Source organism: Spiroplasma cantharicola (assembly GCF_001281045.1).
Lineage (GTDB): Bacteria > Bacillota_I > Bacilli_A > Mycoplasmatales > Mycoplasmataceae > Spiroplasma_A > Spiroplasma_A cantharicola.
On the sequence record NZ_CP012622.1, the window covers coordinates 681,916 to 701,544 of the forward strand.

Genomic DNA, 19,629 nt, shown 5'->3' on the forward strand with positions numbered 1-19,629 from the left:
AAGACTAATACTATTAAACATTTATTCGGAAAACTATGAGTAGTTATATAAGTAAATAGTAAATTTATAAATAATTATAAAACAGGATTTTAAGAACAAAGAAATAATCCCATTTGTTGTTTATTTATTTAAAAGTATTAGTAATATGAGAAAAACATTTGTGAAGGAGATTTCTCCCCTCCATTTATATTGTTTCAAAATTTAAGGAAAAAATCTATACACTTTTATAAGTTAAAATGAATTACTCAACTTAAAAATGTTTTATAAAATGCTTTATTTCTTAATAAAACATTTTTAAGTTTCATTTTACTATTTGCTTTTTTTTTTTTTTTTATAATTAGAAAGTGTTAGTTATTTCCTATTATAACTAACACATCTTTTATAAAAATATAATTAGTTTTAAATTAATTTGACTCTATTAAGTTGTATAATAATAAAATAATTAAGGGGGAAATTAATTTATGAAAAATAAAGTGTGATTTATTACAGGGGCAAGTCAAGGATTTGGTCTAATATTTGTTAAAAAATTATTAGAAAAAGGACATTGTGTTTTAGCAACAAGTAGAAATCCAGAAAAAATAGTTCAAGAAATTGGCAAAAATGAAAATTTGTTAGCAGTTAAAGTTGACTTATCAAAACAAAAAGAATTGGATAAAGCAATGAAACAATGTTTTGATAAATTTGGTTCAATTGATATTTTACTAAATAATGCGGGATATGGTCAACTATGAACTTTCGAAGAAACTAGTGATGAAGAAATTAGAAAATGTTTTGAAGTCAATTTTTTTGGAACACTAAATGCAACTAGAGCAGCATTGCCATATATGAGACAACAAAAATCAGGACATATTTTTACAACTTCATCTGTTTGAGGATATGTAGGAGATCCCTATATTTCTACTTATGCAGCTGTTAAATTTGCAACTGATGGTTGAACAGAAGCACTAAGTCATGAACTTGAAAATTTAAATATTGGTGTAAGTTGTATAAAACCAGGAGGTTTTAGAACAAACTTTTTAGAATCAACTTCAATGGTTACTGGTGAAAGTAAAATTGAGGACTATAAAACTGCAAGAGATGCTTATTTTGATGGAATTGCAAAATTTAATAAACAACAAGATGGAGATCCAGAAAAATATTGTGACTTTATTATTAATTTAACTAATAAAACTACAAAACCACCTCTTCATATTTTTACAGGTCGAGATGCTTATAAAAAAGCAGAAACTAAAATTGCAAATTTAAAAAAAGATATGAAAATATTAAAAAAAGAAGCTACAAATTTACATGTAAAGTAAATTTTATTGCTAATGAACATAGAAATAAAAAAGATAACTAAATCTAGTTATCAAAAATTTATTTATATGTTCATTTTTTATTTTTTAGCAGTTCATTTAAAAGTTAAAGTAGTAATTGTAAAAATTGCAATAAGTATCAATATAGCCCCAAGTACTGGTTGTCATGTTGCTGTAAAGTCTTTTGAACCATCATGCAAATTAAATCCACTATCTCATCCCTTATCGCTTCAACCTCTTGTTGCATATAAAAATATAAAAACTGAATATTTATGAGGAATGAAATATGTAAATATAATCATTCCTTTGCTTGATTCAAATGTTTCTGGAGGTAGCATTATCCCAGACAAGAATATACTAAAAAAGTAAATCATCATAATCATACCTTGCATTGAACCAACAGAACTAAATAGTCCCCCAAACATTGTTGCTAAAGCAATTGAAGTTAAAGTTATTAAAATCATTGATAATAATAAATAACCTCAATGAACTCCTCCTAAAAGCTTTGCAAAAGTAGGATCATTTTTATTTAAAGCTAAACTATAAATTTCAGAGAAAATTAGATTAAAGATCATCATTAATATAAATGATATTATTCCAGCAATTAAGTAGACAAATCAAAGAGCTCCAATAAACATCCCTTTTCTGATTCCAGTTATATCAATTCTTTTCAAAAAAACAGAGTTTTTTCATTCAACTACTGCTGGTGCTAATAATGTTAAGCAAGTAAGACAAGGCAATAAAGTATAGGCGAATAAAATTGAATTAGGATTTCCATTTCCACCAATAGCTGCTTTTTCACCCATTATAAAGAAAAACATAATGTTAAAAAAAATTGGAACAATAAGCATAAAAATTATTGATTTTGGTTCTTTAATAAAAGATTTAGAAAGTAATAAAGATAAATTATTAAATATACTAATTTGTTTTTTAATATTTACATCCTTTTGTTTTTTTAATTTATTCATATTATATTTCTCCCTTAAAGAATTTATCCATTAGAGCTCTAACTGATTTGTGTTTTTTAATTGTATTGACTATTGAGTCATCATAAAAAACTTTACTATCTTTTATTATAATTAAGCGATCACACATTTCTTCAACTTCTTCTGGGTGATGGGAAACTAACAGTAAAGTTTGATTAAATTCTTTTGTATTTTTTGAAAAGAAATCAATAATTTTAAATTGTAATTCCATATCTAAACCCGTTGTTAACTCATCTAGAATTATAATTTTTGGATTATTCATAATTGAAATCATTGCATTAAATCTTTGTCTTTGCCCACCACTTAATTTTTTAAGAGGTCTGTCAATAAATTCATCAATTTCAAAAACTTTTTTAATTTTTTCTTCTCACTCTTTTGTTAATTTTGGATAAACTGCTTTATAGAAATCCAACATATTATGTGCTGTAATCCCTGTTGGTCAATTACCTTCTTGTAATTGAATTCCAATTTCTTGCTTAATATTGTCTTCCAAATTAATTTTAATTTCTCCTGAATCAGGTTTAGAAAATTGTGCTATCATTTCAACTAATGTAGTTTTTCCACAACCATTGGCTCCCATTAAAGCCACCTTTTGACCCTCTTTTATTTCTAAATTAAAGTCTTTAAAGATAACTTTTTTACCAAATGCTTTTGAAATATTATTAATTTCTATTAAAGTTTTCATATAAATTCTCCTTATAAGTATTTACTATAACATATTTTTAAATTAAAAAAATAAACATTAAGTTTATTTTTTCAAATATTTTTAGATACATAATTCTAAATTAAATTGCTAATTATAACTAAGCTATTGAATATTAAATTATTTTAACTATATATATTTTTTTTGAATTTTCTATTAGCAAAAAATATGAAAATGACATCTAATATTATATAAAATAAATAAATATAAATTATTAAAAATATTCCCTTTTCTTTTGGTTTTATACCTTGATCAAATATACTTGAGTCTGTACTCAATTGACTAGTTTCATCATTTTGAACTCTATCTATATCTTCTTTGACATTTTTTAAATCAAATCTTGACTTAAGAGTTTTATAATTATTCATAGGTCCTATATTTGAAATATAATCACTATTAAAGTTATTATCTATATTTACTTCATTTAAAAATGAATTAAATGTAAATATATTTAAAAAAGATTCAACATTATTTTTAATAAAAATCTTATTATAATTTTCAAAAGTAAATGATTCTCCAAAATAATTTTCAGTATATATTTTATTTGAATTTAATGGTATTTTCATTGAATAAGCTCAATAAGTAAACAACATCTGAGAAAACAAAAGATATTCTGGTGCATTTTTGTAAAATTCATTAACTTTTAGTTGTTTTTCAGTTTTATTACTACTTTCTCATTCACCAAAATCAGATCCGATATTATTTTTAAAATATAAGTTCATATATCTACCATATTGAAAGAAAAATAATTTACGTTTATTTAAAAATAAAATTAAATCAGAGTATTTATTTCAATATTTATTATCTTTTTTAAGCTCTTTAATAAAATATTTTGTATCAAAATTTATTTTATTTGAGTTTTTAATGTTCATCGGCATCATCTCTAAATTATATGGGCTTTTTCAATCTTTTAAAACCTCATAAGTATCAAATGCAAAACTACCCAATATTTTATTACCATCATTGATAATTAGATCATCTTGCAAAATTTCTTCTGTAGTTTCATCACTTTTTACATTTAAAATTTGACCCATTTTATAAAAACGAGCAGTTTCTGGATCTAATGTGTTACCATATTCGTGAAAAAAAGTTGCTAAATTAATCTTTTGCTCACCCGAAGCATTTCAAATATTTTTTGCAAAATTTGGAGCTATAAAAATATCTTTAAAATACTCATCATTTTTATATTGTTCGTAAAATTCATATCCCATATTTATTTTTACATTTACTTCAGACATTCTCTTTACATCATCTACTGGAGAACTACTAATTATCTGTTTTCCAATATAATTAAATAAGCCCGAGAATGATAAAATAAACACAAGGAATGAATTTATAATTGAAGCACTATTTTTCTTAAAATAACTAAAAATTAATACTGAAAATGAAACATAAAATATTGTTATAAACAATAATATCAAATAAGGTTTTATTACATAATAATAATATGTTCTATTGGTATCTTCATTTCCAATTAAGAAAAATAAACTTGTAATTAAATTTATAATAATTAATAAGTATAAAAATGCTAGAATAAATAAAATTCTTGTAAAAAACATTATATTTTTATTAATACCATGTCTTTGTTCCATATTTAATATATTTAAAGTTGTACTACTTTTAAATAATGTTGATGTCAATATTATTGAAAAAATACCTATAAAAAGATAATTAAATAAATTACTTAATATTAAAATTGCAGTACTACTTGCGTCAATAAATTCATTTTTCAAATTTATCAAAACAATTTGAAAAATGAGATTAATAATTAAAAAGATTAAACTAAACAATAATGTTTTTCATTGCCTTAGAAAAAATATGAAATTCAAATTGAATATCATTTTGAAATTTAAGTATCCATTATTCATAAACTTCCCTCAACAAATCTATATTCATTTTTTTATTAGTATAATATTTTTGATAAATATCTTGAATACTATTTTTTTTATTATCAAAATATTCATCATATAAAATTTTTCCCTTTTTAATTAAAATTACTCTATTTGCAATAAGTTGTAATTCTTCTGCTAAGTGACTTGTAATAAGCATCCCTATCTTTAATTCACCAAGATACTTAATTATTTCTAAAAACTCAATTTTTGAATCAATATCCAAGTTAGCTGTAGGTTCATCAAAAAAGATGAATTTTGGTTCAGTAAGCAATACACCTGCTAAAATAGCTTTCTTCTTTTGTCCAGATGAAAGATTTTTTAATTTTTTATTTATTAAATCTTCTATCTCAATCATTTTTAATATTTTTTCTTGCTTTTTAATAAAAATATCTTTTTTCATATTATTTAATTTTGATAAATATCAAAGATATTGTTTTAAAGTCAATTCCAAAGGAATACTATTTTGATCTGAGAAAAATGATATTTTTGTTAAATTTTTTCAAATATGCAAATTCTCATTATCAAATTCTATATTTCCAGAATCTAATTTTACAAGATTAAATATTGATTTTATTAAAGTAGTTTTACCTGAACCATTTTCCCCAATTAAAGCAATAATATCACTACTTTTAAATTCTAAATTTACATCTTTTAATTCAAAGTTTTGATAGACTTTTGAAATATTATTAATTTTAATCATTTTTTCCCCCAAAAAAGTTATCTATAAAATAACTATAAATTTTATATTATTATGCAAATTTAATTAAAAATATTTTTTATTTATTACATAATAATTTTAATACAATTATTAATAATTAACATAAAAAATTTTATCAAATTTTGCAATATGAAATAAAAAGTACTTCTAAAGCACTTTTTATTTCATATTTATTAATACATATCTATTCTTTTTTGATGTCTTCCACCCTCAAAATTCGCATTAATTCATTCATTAATTATCATTTTTGCAAGTTCTAATCCTATAACTCTTGACCCCAATGATAAAATATTTGTATTATTATGCTCCTTTGAAAGTTTAGCACTATAAGGTTCACTACAAACAACAGCTCTTATTCCCTTTATTTTATTAGCAGCCAATGATATTCCAACACCTGTTCCGCAAAAAATAACACCTAAATCAACTTCTTTATTTGCTACTAATTTTGCAACCTCTTTTCCAAATAATGGGTAGTCGGTTCTTTCAAGTTTATTTGTACCAACATCAATTATTTCATAACCTAATTCATAAAATCATTTCTTTATTGGTTCTTTTAAAACCAAACCAACATGATCACTACCTATTGCTATTTTCATTTTATAATTCCCTTTCAATTTTTAGTAATTGTTCTTTTAAATTAGCTTCTTTATTATTTATAAATGCTCCAACTACAAGAACTTCAGCTCCCTCTAACTTTAATTTTTCATATGTATTTTCTCTTACACCACCATCAACTTGTATAAAGTAATTTAATTTACTATTTATTTTATATTTTGACAAATAATTTAAATTATCATAAACTATTTCATTAAGCTTTTGCCCATTAAATCCTGGTTTAATTGCCATGCACATTACACCATCAAGTAATTTTAAGTATGGTTTTAAAACTACAGGATTTGTTTCTGGATTTATTGCTAAAATTGCTTTCATTCCAGTTTTTTTTATCTCTTTAATTATATTAATAATATTTTCGTGACTTTTATTAGTAACTGATTCAAAATGAAAATTAAAATGATTTGCTCCAGCTTCTGAAAAAGATTTAATATATCTTTGCGGTTCTAAGCACATTAAATGAACATCAATAATTAAATTTTTATACTTTTCCTTTATATCTTTACAAAATTTTTGACATAAAGCATAGTTATTTACAAAATTGCCGTCCATTATATCAACATGAATTCAATCAACACCAGCATTAACTAATTGATCAAGTTTTTTACCTATTTCTAAAAAATTAAATACATATATAGATACTGCAACTTTTGTTTTCATATTATCTACCTAATTTCTCTTTTACATTTAATGAAATATTTGAAACTTGAGGGCCATAAATTATTTGAATGTTTTCACCCTTTTTTATTATTCCCATATTTCCCGTTTGATTTAAAATATCTTCATTTATTAATCGAGAGTCTTTGACTTTAATTCTTAATCTTGACGCACAATTATTAACTTCTAATATATTTTCTTGTCCACCAAGTCCATTAATTATTTTATTTGTCTGTTCAATTGTATAAACTATATCTTTACTATTTTTAGTCTTATTTAAGGATTGCTCAGTTTTTTGAAGTGCTATATCTTCTTCTTGAGAATTTCTTCCTGGAGTTTTAAGATCTTTAAATTTGATTAATGATCAAAATGAAAAGAAATACGCAGGAGCAATTATTAATAAACCATAAATCATTATTCACAATGAGCCATTTCTTCCTGCAAACATTCCAAATATAGTTATTTCACTTTTTCCAATTATATCAACTCCACTTGAATACCCCGGAATTAAACCAAAGAAAACATAATCAATCATTCCAGCTGTAAATCCATTACCTGCTTGAATATTTAATAAATAAGCAAATAAATAACTAAGTCCTCCTATTAAAGCATGAACACCAAATAATAAAGGAGCTACAAAAATGAAAGAAAATATTAATGGTTCAATAATTCCTGTAGCCATAGATGTAACTATTGCTGATCCCAAAATACCTGTAACTTCTTTTTTATTTTCTGGTTTTGCTAAAAATATCATAGCCAATCCAGCTGCAGGAAGACCATAGTTATAAACTGCAAATCTTCCACTCATAAATCCAGTTCCTACCTCTGTAGTAAAATGATTGAATGAAATATTTCAAACATCTCCACTTTTATAAATAATATCTAAATAACTTGTCATATTATTATCTAAAATACTTTGATAAGCTTCTTCTGATAATTCAAAACTTCGACCAATTCAATTCATTTGTTCAAAAAAAATTGTATATGCTCCTTGAGTTAAATTTCAACCTGTTATAACTCCATCAGATATTTCAGGTGCATATCAAGTACCTCCAACTGAGGTAAACCAAAATGGTGTATAAAACACGTGATGTAATCCTGTAGGAATTAACAATTGTTCAAATACTCCAAAAAAATATGCAGCAATTGAACCTGATGTTCTTGCATACTCTTCCTTACTTCCAACATTCATTCAAGTCCCTAAACCTGAACCAATTTGAAATAAAGCTATCATCATAATTGGTCATACAAAGAAAATAACAACTCCTAAAGCTATTCCCATAAAAAAAGTAGCTATCGGAACAAATTTTTCTCCACCAAAAAATGATAACATTCTAGGAACTTTTATATTATAAGTTTTATTATGTACAATTGCTGTTAGTGAACCTACAATTATTCCTCCAAGAACAGAAAGATCCATTGTTGGATTAATACCCATAACACTTGATAACATACCTTTGTTTTTTCCTATCTCAACCAATTTAGAATCACCTGTTATTTTTCAAGGATCAAAACCAACAATTAATTCTTTATTTTGATTCAGATGCGGTAAAAATAGAGCAGATACTGTAACTGTCATTGTCATAAATGCAATCATAGCTGATACAGCAGCAACACCTTTTGATTTTTTTGCAAAACCAAAAGCTATAGATGATGCAAATAAAATTCCCAAACAGGAAAATACAACATTTCCTATTGTCTTTATTACTTGAAAAAAGTTAACTCAACCAATTCCTCATCCATGAGTTTGAGCTGCTGCTAAAAACCCACCACCAATTCCAAGCAATATACCTGCAATTGGCAATATTGCTATTGGAAAAACAATTGCTCTTGATAAGTTTGAAATTTTGCTTGTTGTTTTTGTACCAAAAACTTTTCAAGTTTCTTTTTTAAATAATTTCATATTAAATACCTTTCTATTGAGGGATACTCCTATCCTTCAGCCTTATTTTATTATTCAAAAAGGTATTACTATTTTTTATTTATTTTCTGTTGCTTAGCAACAATTTTTAAAAGATATACTTTAAGTAGAGTAAAGGAATAATAATATGGAACTAACAAGTACTGAAAAACTAATTCTATTGAAAATTGAAAATGATATTGAAACTTTTACAAATAAATCTATTTCAGAATTAAGTAAATTGTATTATGCATCTGACGCCTCAATTCTAAGATTGGTAAAAAAACTTGATTATAAATCACTAAAAGAAATGCAAATTGAGTTTGGAAGTAAATTAAAAATTAGCAATATGATAAACAATTTTAAGGAGGACTCATTATTTGAAACAAATACTAATATCGACGAAACTATCTCTAGCATAACAGCCTTAAGTCTTTATTCAATATTTAGAACTGAAGAAAATTTAGATAAAAAAGCTGTTGAAAAATTTGTAAATATAATTTTAGAAAGTTCAAGTATTTCAATTTTTGGAATTGGAAATTCAAAAAACTCAGCATCATTTTTAAATAATCAGTTACAAAGAATAGGAATTTTATCAAGTTTACAAGATTCTGTTCATGGGTTTTTAATGCAAACTGGGTTTTTGAAAAATAAAAATATATCTATAATAATTTCAAATACATTAAAAACAAAGGAAATTAAATTTATATTAAACTTCTTAAAAAATAATAATATTCCTTACCTATTAATAACCTCAAATAAAAATAACAGTGAAAATGAATTTATAAAATTTGCAAGGTGCACTATTGAATATTCTATTAACTCAAAGGAGAAATATTCGTTTCCAATGATAAGTTCTTTTTATTCGCAAATATTTATAATAAATATAATTTTTAATAGATTAATTCAAAAGACAAAGGACTTTAAAAGTAAGATTGAGATGGGTAACGAAATGACTCTTAAGTGAAATAAATCTTAAATAAAATAAAAATTGCCTAAGGCAATTTTTTAATTGGTATATAAATTAATCAAGTGTTCGGCCAAATCGATAATAATAATAGCACTTGTTAAATGATCTTGTGAATGGACAAAAAGTAAAGATATATCCAGTTTTTCACCACCAGCTTCCTGTGCAATTAAGTCACCATGAATATTATGTACTTTATTTAATTCTAATTTTGCTTCTGAAAGCATTTCCAAAGCTTTCTTTTTATTTTTCTTTTGAGCAATTGTTATTGCAGATAAAGCCATTGATTTTGCAGTTCCAGCTGTTGCTATTAACTCCATACTAACATTTATAATTTTTTCATTCATTATTTATAATCTCCTAATTTTTCTATATCTTTAAATTGAAATAATAAGTCCTCAAGATATCAATTTTTACTATCTTTTCTGTAAATAAAGAAAATAGAACTCATTAATGAATCATCTTGATTATCTCCATCTTTATATCTAATATCTTCAAAATAATTATTTGTAACTGAGAAAATAATAAAACTTTTAGAAGATAAAGATTCTATTTCATATATATTTATATATTTAATTATAACTTTGTTGTCCTTTTGATAATCATAATAGGAATTTCTTTGTTTAACAAATTCATTACATCTATTAACAAATTTTTCTGAAGTATAATCCAACTCTTTACAGACCTTATCATTTTCCTCTTGTAATACTATCTGATTATAGTATTTTATTGTTTTATTTTTATATTCAACATATAAGAATCCCTTAAAAGCAAAACCTCATATTAAAATTATAAAGAGTATTATAGATAAAAGAATTAAAACTATTCTAGCTCATCAATACCAAGGTTTTCCATTTAAAAAAGTTTTTTGACTAACCTCTTTTTCACTAATTTTTTCCATAAACCTTCCTTATCTATTTTGTAGTAATTAAAACTGATTTGTAATTTTTTTCGCTATTTAAATTTATAAGTAATTGAATTAAAATATCAATAAGAAAAATAAAAGATATTCTATTTCCTTTTATAAGTGACTTAAAATGATTATCATTGTTAAATATAGATAGATTTAGGTTTGATAGTTTTTTAATCTTATTTTCTTCAAGACCTGTGAAAGATATTAAAAACATTTTTTTCTCATTTATTTTTTCTGCAACATAAACTAATTGTTTTGTTTCACCTGATAGTGAGAAAATAATAAATAAGCAATCTTTTTTTGTGGAATTTGCACTTAAAAGAGTTTCTTGTATTACAGAATCATTTGAAACATTAACATTAAAACCTAATCTTTGTAATTTTAAACAAAAATCATAGGCCACAGAATATGTTCCACCCATTGCAAAAATAAATATTTGCTTAGATAAATTTATTTTTTCAATTACTTGATCAATTTTTTTATCTTTAGTTCAAATTATATTATTTTTTTCTAAGATTTCATTTATATATGAAATCTCACTTTTTATTATTAAGCTTAATTCTTTATTTTCATTATTTTGATATTTTGAATCAACTAAGACACTATTTATATAATTTTTGACCTCATATTTAAATTCATTGAATGAACTATAACCTAATCTTTTAATAAATCTAGTAACACTACTGGTAGAATGATTTATTTTTTTTGCCAAATCTCTAATATCAATATTATCCATAATTTTAATATTATCAATAACAAAATTTGCAATATTTGCATCAGATTCATTATTAATTCTTATTTTCTTTAATTTTGTTATTACATTTGACATAATTTTACCCCTTATCAACTGTGGGAAATTTTTTTTAATCCGGTTATTGATAAATTTTTAACTGTTGAGATTATTATATCACTATTAAATTCCTTTTCAAAAAGTTCAATTATTTGTCTATTTTTAAATAAGCCACCTGTTGCAATAATTTTAGAGTTGCTCTTTTTTTTGGAATCAATTATTTTTTTATATTCTTTAATTCTATTAATCATTTGAATGATATAGGTATATAACAAATCAATATTAAATTCTACTTCTTCAATATTTAAAATATTTTGATCAAATCTTTCTTTATAGAAAAAAATTTGTTTATCAATTAATTTTGCTCTTGAAAAGTCAACTTCATTTAAATCATCTAATGTCAACCTCATTTTTTTTGCAATTAATTCAATATTATTTGCACCATTTGACGATGAAATTCCATATATTCACTTATTATTGTATATTGGAAAACAATAATCAAAATCATGAGATATTTCAACGTATTTCTGTGAAACATATCTTATACCAAGAGTTGTTCCTAGAGATAAAGAAATATTATTTTCTTCAGAAACTGAACCAATAGCAGCAGATGCTCCATCAGAAATACCTAAATCTATTTGTAATTCAAAATTGTTTAGACTGCAGTTAAATACTTTTCTTTCTAAGAGTAACTTTGGAAAAATACTTTCACTTACATTTATATTTTTTAAAATTGTTTTACTATAATTCTTACTTCTAGAATTAATTACCCCTAAGCCCACTGCATCTGATATTTCAATTACATTCTCATCAGTAAATTTATATAGAATAAAACTTTTTAAAGTTGTTATAGAATCATAATTAATTCCTTTATAGTTTTTAATTTTATAGACAGGTAAAAATTCAGAGTTAACTAATTTGTTAATTTTTCTAAAGTAATTTTTTTCTTCATTTTTTAAAGTAAAATCTATTTTTTCTAAAAGTGAATGCCCTTTTCCAATTTGATTGTAATTCTCATCCAAAAAAATTAATGTATGCATTGCTGATGAAAAAATGACAAATAAATTTTTATTAAATTTAATATTTAAATTAATAAGATATTCTTTTAAAAAGTTAAATAATTTTTCTGCAGAAAAATTATTTTCTTCATCAAAATATATTTTTTTATTAAGAACTGAAATTTTATCAACTATTTTTTTATTATCATAAGCTTCAATTTTAATATTTGTGGTTCCTAGATCAATAAAAATTTTTATCATTAAAAAATCAACTTAAAATAACTTCAAGGTTGTATTTCTTCAAGAAGAAATAAATATTCATTTTCTAAGTAACCAACTACATTTCTTAAGCCATCGTTCTTAATTTCCTTTTTTACAATTTGTAATTCACCTTTATATCTATTGTATAAATTATTTGGAATAACTATTGAACCAATTGGTATAATATCTCCATTAAATTTTCTTGGCTTTATACTTAACTCTTTAAATTCAACTCTTGTGATAGTACTTCTTAAAATATTTTGAGAAAGATCCCCTCTTATGAAATGATTTTCAAAAGACATTATTTCTTTCTCCTCACTTGTAACATTTTCATTTAGATTAATTTTTAGATGTTTTTTAAAATCAAAATGTTTTAATATTGATTCAAAATCATTTTTATTTGCACATTGTGTTGAAATATAAATATAACTTGCATAATCATTTGAAAGTAAATGATTTACTTGCATTCCAATTTCCAAAAATCTATGAATTTCAAGAGTTGGTAAATTTTCACTAACATCTCAAGGGCCTACACTTTCGTGTTCTGTTATTGTAACAAAAGCACCTACTTTAATACCCTTTACTTTTATTTTGGAATTAAATTTCTTAAATAGTTCATAGTCTAAACCTGAATATTTTTGTGGATAAAAATTATGAAGAGCTTGTAAATTTTGTTTATTTGCACCATAACTTAATATATTATCAATGTGGTCATTAAATGTGGAAGGATTTAATTCAATTTTTATATTGTAAGAATTGAATGTTAAATTAGCTTCAAAAAAACCATTAAACTGGTCATCTAACCTTAGACAATCAACACCTAAATCAAAAAAATATTTTAAATCTGGATTTTTATAATTTATTTTAACAGAATCAAATGTTGACTTATTGACATCTATTGTTACAAAATAATTTCTTTTTTTTGCTTCTGTGATTGTTTTTTTATATTTTTCAAAAAGTTTTTTATCTTTTTTTTCAATTACTCCAATAAAATTTATAAATAATAAATCAAAAGAATATTTATTTGCAAGATCCAAATAAGCAATTATTTCATTCTCTTCGAGTGTCTCTGGATAAATTGAAATTCCCAATTTATTTTTTAAATTATTCATAAAACATACCTCTAATTATTTTATATAGTTGCTTTACTTTTTCTATACTTGTTTCTCCACTTTGCTTATCTATAATTGAATTGTAAACATGTGGAATAATTAACGGTACTTTTTCATCAAGAGCAACTTTAATTATTTCTTCAAAGTTTTCTAAATCAATTCCACCAGTTGGTTCTAATGAGAAATTATTCCTTGCACAAGCTCTTGCCACTATTTTATATTCTTCCAGAGTAGACATGCCATTCATTGGAAAAAACTTTATTGAATCTCCTCCCATATCTTTTATAATTTGTATTGCAGTATTCACCTCCACAATTGCATCTTCATTTTTTATTGATGAACTTAAAGGACCAGTATTTATTTTTACATATCCAGGCTTTCCAGTTGGTGAAACTAAGCAATTTATGAAAGTGTCATTTTTTTCAAAATCATTAACTGTTAATCCCACACCGGTAAATACTTGATTTGCATGAGCAGGCTTTACTTTTTTTGATAGTCTAGCTACCATGTAAGATTGGTTTGGATCACCTGCTCCTAAGCCAATACTAATTTTATTATTCGTTTCTTTTTTTCATTTAGTCATTTCATCATATGCGGTCTTATCATTTGGAAAGTTTTTTGATAAAATTCCAACCACAACATTTCCCTCAGTAGCTTCAATAATTTCCTTTGCATTTTTTAAATCTTTTGCTAATACATTTAAACAAACTCTATTTTTATAAAAACTAATTTTTTTCTTATTCATATTTATCTCCCTTCGAAAAATAATGTTATATATTTATTTATTATTTTTGCCTCTTCAATATTTATATTTCTAATGTCAATATCCAAATAACCTTGAAATGCAAAATAATCTCTAAGATAAATTGCAATATCACATTCTTTTAAATAGTTTGCTAATTCTTTTGCACTATTTTTTTTATTTACTATTTCAAAACGTATTCTTTCAATACCTCTTGTATCAATATCTTTTTTACATAATATATTTTTATTTAGACTAAATATTTTTAAATATTCGTCAAAATTATTATTTTTATTAATTTTATAATTTTCTAAAGCGCTCAACAAACCAAAAATATTTTCTTTTCCAATTTTCATTGTTCTTCCAATAATGTCTTGATGTTTTTTTATATTTTCAATTATTATTTTGTTTTTACCAAAGACAAAACCTGATGTTGGACCTTCAATTGCTTTTGATCCTGAAAAAATAACAACATCAATATCCTTATTTGAATACTTTCAAATATCTTCTTCAGCAGCACAATCAACTATTAGAACAATATTATTTTCTTTACACAATTTTATAACTTCATCAAGTGAAGCCATATTCTTTTGAACACAATGATGAGAAACTACATAGAGTAGTGCTGCAGTATTTTTATTGAAATAATACTTATAGTCTTCAATAGAGCATTTATTTGAATATCCTGCTTCCATAATTTTAGCATTTACTAAATTTAAAAGTGATTCAATTGGTGCTCCGAAATCAATATTATGTCCTTTTGCTAAAATTATTTCCTTTTTATCAGGAATAATTTTATTAACATCATAGATCTTATCTTTATAAATTGATGCACAAGCAGATAGAGTTATACCTGCAGATGCCGAATTAACAACACAAACATTTTCGCTTTTAATTATTTTTTTTATTTTATCATATACAATTTCTTTGAATTCCGACATAATAAAAAAATTATTGCCAGCATATTCCATAGCTTGAGCCACATTTGAATTAAATTTAGATACTCCCAAAATAGTCATTCTTCCATCTGCATTTATTACTTTTTTAAATTTTTTCGTCATTATTTTGTACCTCATAAAACTTTCCATTTACAATAACTGCAAGAGGAACTATTTGTTCTTCTAATTCTAGAATGTTTTCTTTTGAATCAATTTCAATATTTTTATTTTTTTTAATTTTAAAAAAAGTTAAATTTGCAATATAACCATTTTTAATTTCTCCCATTTTCCTTAGATTAAAAAAATTATATGGATTTTTAATAACTCTATCTAAAATATCTTTTCATTCCATTCCAAGTTTTCTAAATTTATTCATTGTTACTGAAAGTGATTTTACTTTCTTATTTTTAATATTTGTTTCGTATATATCAGTACTAATAATATCTGGAATAAAATTATTTCTGTAAGATTCTTTAGCACATTCAAAAATGAAACTCTCATTACCATGTCCCACATCAAATAATATTTTTTTATCTATTGCCTTTTCTAAGTCTTGGGTTTTTGTAAAATCCTTATTGAAAAGAGAATTGTTTTTGTAATTATAAATATGTGTGATTATATCTCCCTTTTTTAATAATTTTATTATATCCAAAAACTTAGGTGGTTCATTTCCTATATGTACCATAATTGGTTTTCTTATTTTTTTTTCTTTTCTAGTATCAGCAAATATTTTTAAAGGTTCTAAACCAGTCTGAAGTGTAACAGAGTTACTCATTCTAGCTTTATAGCCTACAACAAAATTATCAAACTTTTTATCATAATCAAATTGAATATCTTTTAAATTTGATAATTCCGATTGCTTATAGATTCCTTTTTTTGAGATATTTAAAAGTATTTTTAAATTTGTAATATATTGTTTATTGATATTTCACATTCTCTCAATACTATTGATACCCACACTACCTGCATCTATTACAGTTGTTACACCATTTTTATATCCTATCTCATCAAGAATAGATCCATATAATTTATTTTGATTATCACAATGAACATGACTATCTATTCAACCATAACTAACATAAATATCTTTTTCAAATTCTATTTGCTTAAAATCATCTTCTTTAATATTTTTTGGTTTTTTTAAATAAATTAAACTCTTTCAAATATAAATATTTATTAAATTATTGTTGATATCTTTTATATTTAGAATTTTCAACATTATTTAATATCTCTTACTCTATTTAATAAATAATCCTTTAAAAGAAGAACTTTATTTACTACTTTTGCATTAAAAGCACTTTGCAATTTTTTATGTTCCTTTTTATTTATTTCTTTAATTGTTCTTTGAGATTCTAAATATCAAATACTTGTAGAGTAGTTTTCCTTTTTTTGTTTAGTTCTAATAAATATTTTTGTTAAAACAGTTTCATCTGAATTTAAATGAGCTAATTCAATTCTTTCATTTTCAATATATTCTGTTATTAAATAATTTTTTATATTATTTTTTGTATCACTAATATTTAAATTAATTCCAATTTTAAGTTTTTCTATTTCAAAATTTTTTGTTCTCAAGTTTAAAAATAAATATTTTAAAAACTCTTCTCAAAATTCAAAGTTTGTCATATTAATTTTAAAAAAAATCTCAGATGAAAAAATTCTATTTATTTCAGATGCATGATTTTCAAAAATTGGTTCTTCAAAATTATTGATCTTTTCTAATTTCATTTTTTTTACCCTTTTTTAATTCTTTAAATTTATCAACATTAAAAACAATTTCTAAACCAATAAAGATAAGTAATAGAGATCATAATATAAACCCTGGAATACTATTTAGTAAAATTCCAGCTATAAAAAATAATGTTGTATATATAATTCATTTTATAGCACTAAAATTTTTTCTATTAGATCCATAAATAAATGAGCCTGTTATTAAAAAACTTAAACCAATTAATAACATTGTTGAATTATTATCTCCAAATAAATTTTTTGTGCCACCTCATTCTTCTCAAAGAATTGTAAAATATATTACATAAGAAATTATAGTAAGAATTCCTAAAACTATAACTCAGTTATGAAAATATTTTTTTAAATTTTTCTTTTCTTTAACTTTTATTTCATTATCTTCTTTTTTCATAAATTAGAAAATCCTTTCTTTAATTTTATTTTGTTTTAATAAATAATACATATAATTTAGTCACCATGCTAAATAAAAACTTATAAATATAATTAAAATAATTAAAGGAAGAAAAGTAGCTATAATTCAACTTACACCAATAAATAATATTAAACCAATAACTCCTATAACTAAATTTTTACCTTTTAATTTTCCTTCATATTTTCTATAAGTAAAGATAGAAACTATTCAATTAATAGAAGATAATAAAGTAAAAATTATTATTAATGTAAATGTACTCATCTATAAAACACCTGACTCACTATCTATTTTTTCCTTTTTCAATAAAAATCTATCATAAGCTAATGTAAATGGGAATCAAATTACAATAGCTGAAGCTAAGACAATTAATGCAGCAATGGACGCTTGTCATTGATTACCACTTGCAAAGAATGCTCCAAAGGGACCTGGCATTGTTCAAGGTGCCATTGTAACTCAATGAATACCAAATGTAATTTGCAATAGATATCCTATTGTTGCAGATACAACTGGACCCAATACAAATGGAATCCACATAAAAGGATTTAATAATATTGGCAATCCAAATAATATTGGTTCGTTAATATTAAATATTCCTGGTACCAGACTTGTTCTAGACATAGATTTTAAAGTTGCTGATTTAGAAATTATTGAACCTACTATCACAAGACCTAATGTATTTCCAGCTCCACCTACCTGAGCAAATCATTGAAAGAATGGTTCTATAAAATAGTTTGGAACCTTTTCACCATTTTTGAAGGCCTCTTGATTTTCTTCAAGAGCAATAATTCAAAAAGGTCTTGTAATTGATTGAACTAATGAACCACCATGAATTCCAAATCATCATAGAAATACAATTAAAAATATAATAATTAAAGCTCCTAATAAATTACTTACTAAGAAATTCCCCATTGGTGCTAAAGCATCTTTTAAGAAATTTGCCAAATCAAATCCTACAATATATCTAATAAATCCTATAATTAGAGCACCAAAGAAAATTGGAACTAAGGCTGAAAAGGAATTACTTACAGCATCAGGAACTTGTTTTGGTAATCTAATAGTTATTCGATACTTAAGACAAACTCTATAAATTTCTACACAAATTGTAGAAGAAACAATAGCAACAAAAGCTGTTGAACCTCCTAAATCCTTTATATTAATTCACAATCCACCTTTTAAAATACTAAAAGATATTCCTGTTTTATCAAGTAATTCTGCTAATTGTGCAGATTCTTGTTCAGACAAAACACTAACATTTAATGATAATGGCAGTATTCACATTATATACCCCATTGCACCAATAACAGCTCCTTGAGTTGAACTTAATCTACTTAGTCTGGCAAGTTCTGAACCAATTCCAATTGCCATATACAATGCCATAATACCAAATGTAAATCTATTAATAAGATCAAAAGCCACTTTTAACTCGGGTGGAAAAAGAGTTGATAATAATTGTCCATCTCCAGTTCCTATTGGAATACTTGAGATAATTAAAAAAACACTTCCAACTAATATAAATGGTAATGCTGCCATTATCCCGTTTCTTATACCTAATAAATGTCTTTGAGTACTAATCTTTCCAAAAAATGGTATTAATTTATTATTCATTCATATTTTGAATTTTGAATCTTCTTTTGAATCTTTACCTTTTGGACTCATTATATACTCTCCTTATTTTTTTCTCAGAATTGAGCAATTGAATTAAGATTAAAATATTCTGCATCAATTTGAATCATCTTTATTTTTCCATCAACATCTTCTTCAAGTTTTGAATACATATGCTTAATTTGTGGTGAGACGAGCAATATTGAATAGTCTTCTAAATAGTCTAATCAACTTGTATCAGTCATTATACCTTTAGCTTCAAACTCAATATAACCATCAGCACATTCGTTTAATTTTTTAGCGATCATTGTAGTTGAAATACCACCGCTACATATTAATAAGCCTTTTTTCATATAATACCTCCAATCATATTTTAAGGGAAAAAAAT

At 23.9% G+C, this 19,629-nt stretch carries 22 protein-coding genes; 2 read left to right on the forward strand and 20 right to left on the reverse strand.

The genetic code is table 4. The features are described from left to right. The first annotated feature begins 461 nt into the window (after positions 1–461). Entirely contained in the window at positions 462–1,298 is an 837-nt protein-coding gene (locus SCANT_RS03005; protein ID WP_053946249.1) for an SDR family oxidoreductase, read from the forward strand. A gap of 77 nt (positions 1,299–1,375) precedes the next feature. On the opposite strand, the gene SCANT_RS03010 is transcribed toward SCANT_RS03005, so the two are convergent. From SCANT_RS03010 to SCANT_RS03040, 7 genes are all read right to left on the reverse strand, one after another. Continuing rightward, a complete protein-coding gene (locus SCANT_RS03010) occupies positions 1,376–2,263 on the reverse strand; it encodes an ABC transporter permease (RefSeq protein ID WP_053946250.1) in 888 nt (295 codons plus the stop codon). Between the two features lies 1 nt (position 2,264). After that, positions 2,265–2,966, reverse strand: coding sequence for an ABC transporter ATP-binding protein (locus tag SCANT_RS03015; RefSeq protein ID WP_053946251.1), 702 nt, complete (start codon positions 2,964–2,966; stop codon positions 2,265–2,267). A gap of 143 nt (positions 2,967–3,109) precedes the next feature. Further along, the gene (locus SCANT_RS03020; protein WP_235443279.1) at positions 3,110–4,726 is read right to left on the reverse strand and encodes a hypothetical protein; all 1,617 of its coding nucleotides are present in this window, start codon (positions 4,724–4,726) and stop codon (positions 3,110–3,112) included. 118 nt (positions 4,727–4,844) lie between these two features. Then, positions 4,845–5,576 (reverse strand): ABC transporter ATP-binding protein, encoded by a 732-nt coding sequence (locus SCANT_RS03025; protein WP_053946253.1) that lies wholly within the window; start codon positions 5,574–5,576, stop codon positions 4,845–4,847. 191 nt (positions 5,577–5,767) lie between these two features. Further along, a complete protein-coding gene (gene rpiB / locus SCANT_RS03030; protein WP_053946254.1) occupies positions 5,768–6,190 on the reverse strand; it encodes a ribose 5-phosphate isomerase B in 423 nt (140 codons plus the stop codon). A gap of 1 nt (position 6,191) precedes the next feature. After that, positions 6,192–6,866 carry a ribulose-phosphate 3-epimerase gene (locus SCANT_RS03035; RefSeq protein ID WP_053946255.1) on the reverse strand — a complete coding sequence of 225 codons (675 nt, stop codon included), beginning with the start codon at positions 6,864–6,866 and terminating at the stop codon, positions 6,192–6,194. Between the two features lies 1 nt (position 6,867). After that, positions 6,868–8,766, reverse strand: a complete 1,899-nt coding sequence (locus SCANT_RS03040) for a PTS transporter subunit EIIC (protein WP_053946256.1) — start codon at positions 8,764–8,766, stop codon at positions 6,868–6,870. A 145-nt stretch (positions 8,767–8,911) separates the two neighbouring features. On the opposite strand from SCANT_RS03040, the gene SCANT_RS03045 reads away from it, so the two are divergent. Then, positions 8,912–9,742, forward strand: a complete 831-nt coding sequence (locus tag SCANT_RS03045) for a MurR/RpiR family transcriptional regulator (RefSeq protein ID WP_053946257.1) — start codon at positions 8,912–8,914, stop codon at positions 9,740–9,742. A gap of 29 nt (positions 9,743–9,771) precedes the next feature. Here SCANT_RS03045 and SCANT_RS03050 read toward each other — a convergent pair whose 3' ends face one another. The 13 genes from SCANT_RS03050 to SCANT_RS03110 are packed head-to-tail and all read right to left on the reverse strand — an operon-like array spanning position 9,772 to position 19,594. Continuing rightward, positions 9,772–10,077: a PTS lactose/cellobiose transporter subunit IIA gene (locus tag SCANT_RS03050; protein WP_053946258.1), complete on the reverse strand. Its 306-nt coding sequence runs from the start codon at positions 10,075–10,077 to the stop codon at positions 9,772–9,774. After that, complete coding sequence (locus SCANT_RS03055; protein WP_053946259.1) at positions 10,077–10,631, reverse strand: hypothetical protein; 555 nt, start codon at positions 10,629–10,631, stop codon at positions 10,077–10,079. Before SCANT_RS03055 ends, SCANT_RS03050 begins: the two co-directional genes overlap by 1 nt. Positions 10,632–10,644: 13 nt before the next feature. Next, positions 10,645–11,472 (reverse strand): MurR/RpiR family transcriptional regulator, encoded by an 828-nt coding sequence (locus SCANT_RS03060; protein ID WP_053946260.1) that lies wholly within the window; start codon positions 11,470–11,472, stop codon positions 10,645–10,647. 11 nt (positions 11,473–11,483) lie between these two features. Then, positions 11,484–12,692: an FGGY family carbohydrate kinase gene (locus SCANT_RS03065; protein WP_053946261.1), complete on the reverse strand. Its 1,209-nt coding sequence runs from the start codon at positions 12,690–12,692 to the stop codon at positions 11,484–11,486. After that, positions 12,692–13,804 carry a MupG family TIM beta-alpha barrel fold protein gene (locus SCANT_RS03070; RefSeq protein WP_053946262.1) on the reverse strand — a complete coding sequence of 371 codons (1,113 nt, stop codon included), beginning with the start codon at positions 13,802–13,804 and terminating at the stop codon, positions 12,692–12,694. The genes SCANT_RS03065 and SCANT_RS03070 overlap by 1 nt, the downstream gene beginning before the upstream one ends. Then, positions 13,797–14,549, reverse strand: a complete 753-nt coding sequence (dagF, locus tag SCANT_RS03075; protein ID WP_053946263.1) for a 2-dehydro-3-deoxy-phosphogluconate aldolase — start codon at positions 14,547–14,549, stop codon at positions 13,797–13,799. The genes SCANT_RS03070 and dagF overlap by 8 nt, the downstream gene beginning before the upstream one ends. Positions 14,550–14,551: 2 nt before the next feature. Continuing rightward, positions 14,552–15,607 (reverse strand): PLP-dependent aminotransferase family protein, encoded by a 1,056-nt coding sequence (locus SCANT_RS03080; protein WP_053946264.1) that lies wholly within the window; start codon positions 15,605–15,607, stop codon positions 14,552–14,554. Beyond that, a complete protein-coding gene (locus tag SCANT_RS03085; RefSeq protein ID WP_053946265.1) occupies positions 15,591–16,703 on the reverse strand; it encodes an amidohydrolase family protein in 1,113 nt (370 codons plus the stop codon). The genes SCANT_RS03080 and SCANT_RS03085 overlap by 17 nt, the downstream gene beginning before the upstream one ends. Continuing rightward, the gene (locus SCANT_RS03090; protein ID WP_053946266.1) at positions 16,703–17,209 is read right to left on the reverse strand and encodes a hypothetical protein; all 507 of its coding nucleotides are present in this window, start codon (positions 17,207–17,209) and stop codon (positions 16,703–16,705) included. The genes SCANT_RS03085 and SCANT_RS03090 overlap by 1 nt, the downstream gene beginning before the upstream one ends. Further along, entirely contained in the window at positions 17,187–17,618 is a 432-nt protein-coding gene (locus SCANT_RS03095; protein ID WP_053946267.1) for a hypothetical protein, read from the reverse strand. Before SCANT_RS03095 ends, SCANT_RS03090 begins: the two co-directional genes overlap by 23 nt. Positions 17,619–17,621: 3 nt before the next feature. Then, positions 17,622–17,900, reverse strand: coding sequence for a hypothetical protein (locus SCANT_RS03100; RefSeq protein ID WP_053946268.1), 279 nt, complete (start codon positions 17,898–17,900; stop codon positions 17,622–17,624). Beyond that, the gene (locus tag SCANT_RS03105) at positions 17,901–19,295 is read right to left on the reverse strand and encodes a PTS sugar transporter subunit IIC (RefSeq protein WP_053946269.1); all 1,395 of its coding nucleotides are present in this window, start codon (positions 19,293–19,295) and stop codon (positions 17,901–17,903) included. Beyond that, a complete protein-coding gene (locus tag SCANT_RS03110) occupies positions 19,295–19,594 on the reverse strand; it encodes a PTS sugar transporter subunit IIB (protein WP_053946270.1) in 300 nt (99 codons plus the stop codon). The genes SCANT_RS03105 and SCANT_RS03110 overlap by 1 nt, the downstream gene beginning before the upstream one ends. Positions 19,595–19,629: the final 35 nt, after the last annotated feature.